This is a genomic window from Sphingomonas sp. FUKUSWIS1, assembly GCF_000733135.1.
Classification (GTDB): domain Bacteria; phylum Pseudomonadota; class Alphaproteobacteria; order Sphingomonadales; family Sphingomonadaceae; genus Sphingomonas; species Sphingomonas aerolata.
Map to the genome: position 1 here is coordinate 1 of NZ_JPJC01000222.1, position 3,239 is coordinate 3,239.

2 protein-coding genes and 1 pseudogene are annotated in these 3,239 nt (G+C 67.6%); 2 read left to right on the top strand and 1 reads right to left on the bottom strand.

From position 1 onward, the window contains the following. Together sphsw_RS19845 and sphsw_RS13235 are read left to right on the top strand one after the other, a co-directional pair. A pseudogene (locus sphsw_RS19845) lies at nucleotides 1-334 on the top strand (hypothetical protein); the annotation flags it as partial. Between the two features lie 37 nt (nucleotides 335-371). Beyond that, a complete protein-coding gene (locus tag sphsw_RS13235; protein WP_031441018.1) occupies nucleotides 372-1,382 on the top strand; it encodes an alpha/beta fold hydrolase in 1,011 nt (336 codons plus the stop codon). A 12-nt stretch (nucleotides 1,383-1,394) separates the two neighbouring features. Here the strand turns inward: sphsw_RS13235 and sphsw_RS13240 are convergent, their stop codons facing one another. Beyond that, complete coding sequence (locus sphsw_RS13240; protein ID WP_031441019.1) at nucleotides 1,395-2,351, bottom strand: alpha/beta hydrolase; 957 nt, start codon at nucleotides 2,349-2,351, stop codon at nucleotides 1,395-1,397. Nucleotides 2,352-3,239: the final 888 nt, after the last annotated feature.

Sequence of the window (3,239 nt, forward strand, 5' to 3'; positions counted from 1 at the left end):
GCTCGCCGATGCCCTGGGCAGCCGGTTCGAGGCGCTGGCGCCGCGCCTCGCCCAGCTCGATCCGCGCAGCCCGGCCGCGGCGTCGATCCGCAAGCTGGTCGCGGTCGAGCTGCCCGCGCTGGTCGACAGCTGGCGGATGGTCGGCATTTCGGCGCGGCGCGAAATGCAGGCGGATGGCCGGACGCCCGACGATCACCTGATCAACGGTCTGCGCCTGATCGATGCCGAGCTCGCGCGGGCCGGCGAATGCCTCGGGCGGAGCAGCCTCGACGAGATCGCGATCCAGGGGCGGTATCTCGAACTCAAATATGACGCGGACGGTCCGGGCTTGTAGGACGGGACATCTCGCCGCGGCCGGTCGTTAGAGGCGGATGATCCGCTTCAAAATCCCCGCCGCGATCGCCGTCGCTGCCTTCGCCGTCTCCGCCACGCCGGGCCTCGCCCAGACCGTGCCGCTTGGCGCCAATCTTGAGCGCTTTGCCTATCCCGCGTCGCTGCGCTGGTATGACGGATCGTCGCAGGGGCAGGCGGTACGGATGGCGTATCTCGACCTCGCACCGACCGCGCGCGCGAACGGCACGACGGTCGTGCTGCTGCACGGCAAGAATTTCTGTGCCGCGACCTGGGACGAGACCGCGCGCGGGCTGGCGGGTGCAGGCTACCGGGTGATCGCGCCCGATCAGGTCGGCTTCTGCAAATCGTCCAAGCCCAAGGGCTATCAATACAGCTTCAACGCGATGGCCGAACTGACCCGCGGGCTGCTCGACCGGGCCGGGGCGGGCAAGGTCATCCTGGTCGGCCATTCGACCGGCGGGATCCTCGCGACGCGGTTCGCGCTGCTCCACCCCGAGCGCGTGTCGCAGCTCGTGCTCGTCAATCCGCTCGGGCTGAACGACACGCTGGCGCAGGGCGTGCCCTATACCGATCTCGGCGCGCTGCGCACCGAGGAGGCGAAGACCGATGCCGCGTCGATCAAGGCGTATCAGCTGCGCAACTATTATCACGGGGAATGGCGCCCGGCCTATGATCGCTGGGTGGCGATGCTGGCGGGGCAATATGCCGGTCCCGACGGCGACGTCGTGCGCGATGCGCAGGCGCGGTTGTCCGACATGATCCAGACCCAGCCGGTCGCGGCCGAGCTGCCGCGGCTGGCGATGCCCGTGCGGCTGATCATCGGCGACCGTGATCTGACCGCGTTCCGCGCGGGCAGTGCGCCGCCCGCGCGTCGTGCACAGGTGCAGACCGTGCCGCAGGCGGCGGTGACCGCGGCACGACGCATCCCCGACGCGCGGCTGATCCGCCTCGAGGGGCTGGGTCATGCGCCGCAGGTCGAGGCGCCGGCGCGGTTCCTGCAGACGCTGGAGGCGGCGATCGCGTCGTGAGGCGCGCGGTTATTACGCCGGCTTGATCCAGCCGTGCATCGCCATCCAGCGCGCGAATTCGTCGAACCAGCCGGTGCTCGTGGTGGTCTTCGGATACATGCCGAAGCCGTGCCCGCCCTGTTCGTACAGGTGAAACTCGACCGGGCGTTTGGCGGTGCGCCAGCTGTCGATCAGCCCGTAGCCGGCATTGCCGAACAGCGGATCGTCCGCCGCCAGCGCGACGAACATCGGCGGCGCGTCGGCGGGCACCGTCATCGCGCCGAGCGGGCCGTAGATGTTGCCGATGAATGCGGGCTTCGCGTCCTGACCTGCCAGTGTCGTCGCCATCGTCAGCATCGCGCCCGCCGAAAAGCCGACCATGCCGATGCGGGCCGGATCGACATGCCATTCGCCCGCCCGCTTGCGGACGAGCGCGAACGCCGCGCGCGCATCGGCGATCTGCGGCGCGAGGCCCGCCATCATCGCCGCGGGATCCCGGCGTGGCGGCATTGCGCCCGGGGGGGCACCCGCGGGGGTGGGACGTGCGAAGGTTTCGAGATCCGCCGGCGTCTGGTTCAGCCGGTATTTGAGCACGAACGCGGCGACGCCCCGCGCGGCGAGCGCGCGCGCCACGTCCCAGCCCTCATTTTCCATCGACAGCGTGCGGAACCCGCCGCCCGGCGCGACGATCACCGCGGTGCCGTTGGCCTTGGCGGGATCGGGCAGGACGGGGGTCAGCGTCGCGACCGTGACGTTGCGCGCGAACACGCTGCCATATTGGCTGTGCCAGGCTTCGGGGGCGGTCGCCCCGGGGAGTTTCCCGGTGCCGAGGTCGATCGCGCCGGGCTGCGCGGGAATGGCGATCGACGCCATGGTGTCGGAGGACTGCGCCAGCGCGGGCGGGGCGACTGCGATCGTCAGGCCGACCAGCCACGCAAGACGACGTCTTGCCCCTCGAACGACTTCGTTGCCGCGACATCCGATGCGCATATCCGCTCTCCCCTTTTCGACTGTTTTCGGGATGATATCGATAGCGCTATCACTGCACAATGGTGGCCGGACGGTTTTTCCTTGCGATCGGCGGTTGTGGGGAAGGTGAAAGGCGGGTGCGATAAATCACCGCTGCAATGCGCACAGACTTTGCTGCGGTGCGGCAATGTCGAAGGACGTGAAGCTTCAGACCTTTGGCGAATATCCTGGCGAGTGATGGCGAGCGTTGCTGGTTCATCTGCCGCATCGGCCGTCGGGTGATTCTCGCTGGTCCAGCTGTACTTGCGTAGAGCGTCGGCCGCGATCGTCGCTTCTGTAGAGACAGTGCGGACCGTGCGGCTCGCGGCGTGGCGAACCGTGTCTCCGTGCGGCGTGGGGCGCTGTGTCGGTTTGGGACAAGCCATTGCCCCTTTTGTAAGAATCTGAGCATGGGTCGGACGACGCGACGACAGCAGTGGGGCCGCAGGATGCCGGATTTCGCAAGAGACTGTTTGAAAGCCAGAAATGACGGCCGTATCGCCGCGAGCGATCCGGTCGCCCATCTCGCGCTTTGCCCCTATGACGAGATTCGCGATCCAGTGCTGCGCGCGATGTGGCAGGATGGGTTTGTTGTCACGCGTCTATATGGGTCAGAATCTTAACTCAGATTACCCGGCCGTGACGGCGACCGTGACGGCGGGAATCCGCGATGGCGATGCCGGAATAGTATCCGCAGCCGTGCGACGGCGCCCGGAGGTGCGCAACCTCTCTGGCCGGTTAAGCAGCGTTTTAAGCAGGTTGCGGCCGGAGGCAGGCCATTTATCGTCACGGGACATCGTGAAGAGGAATGAACGGCAGGCCCATGCCAGACCAAGACCCGACCCCCGACTATGAGCGGCTGACGATCGA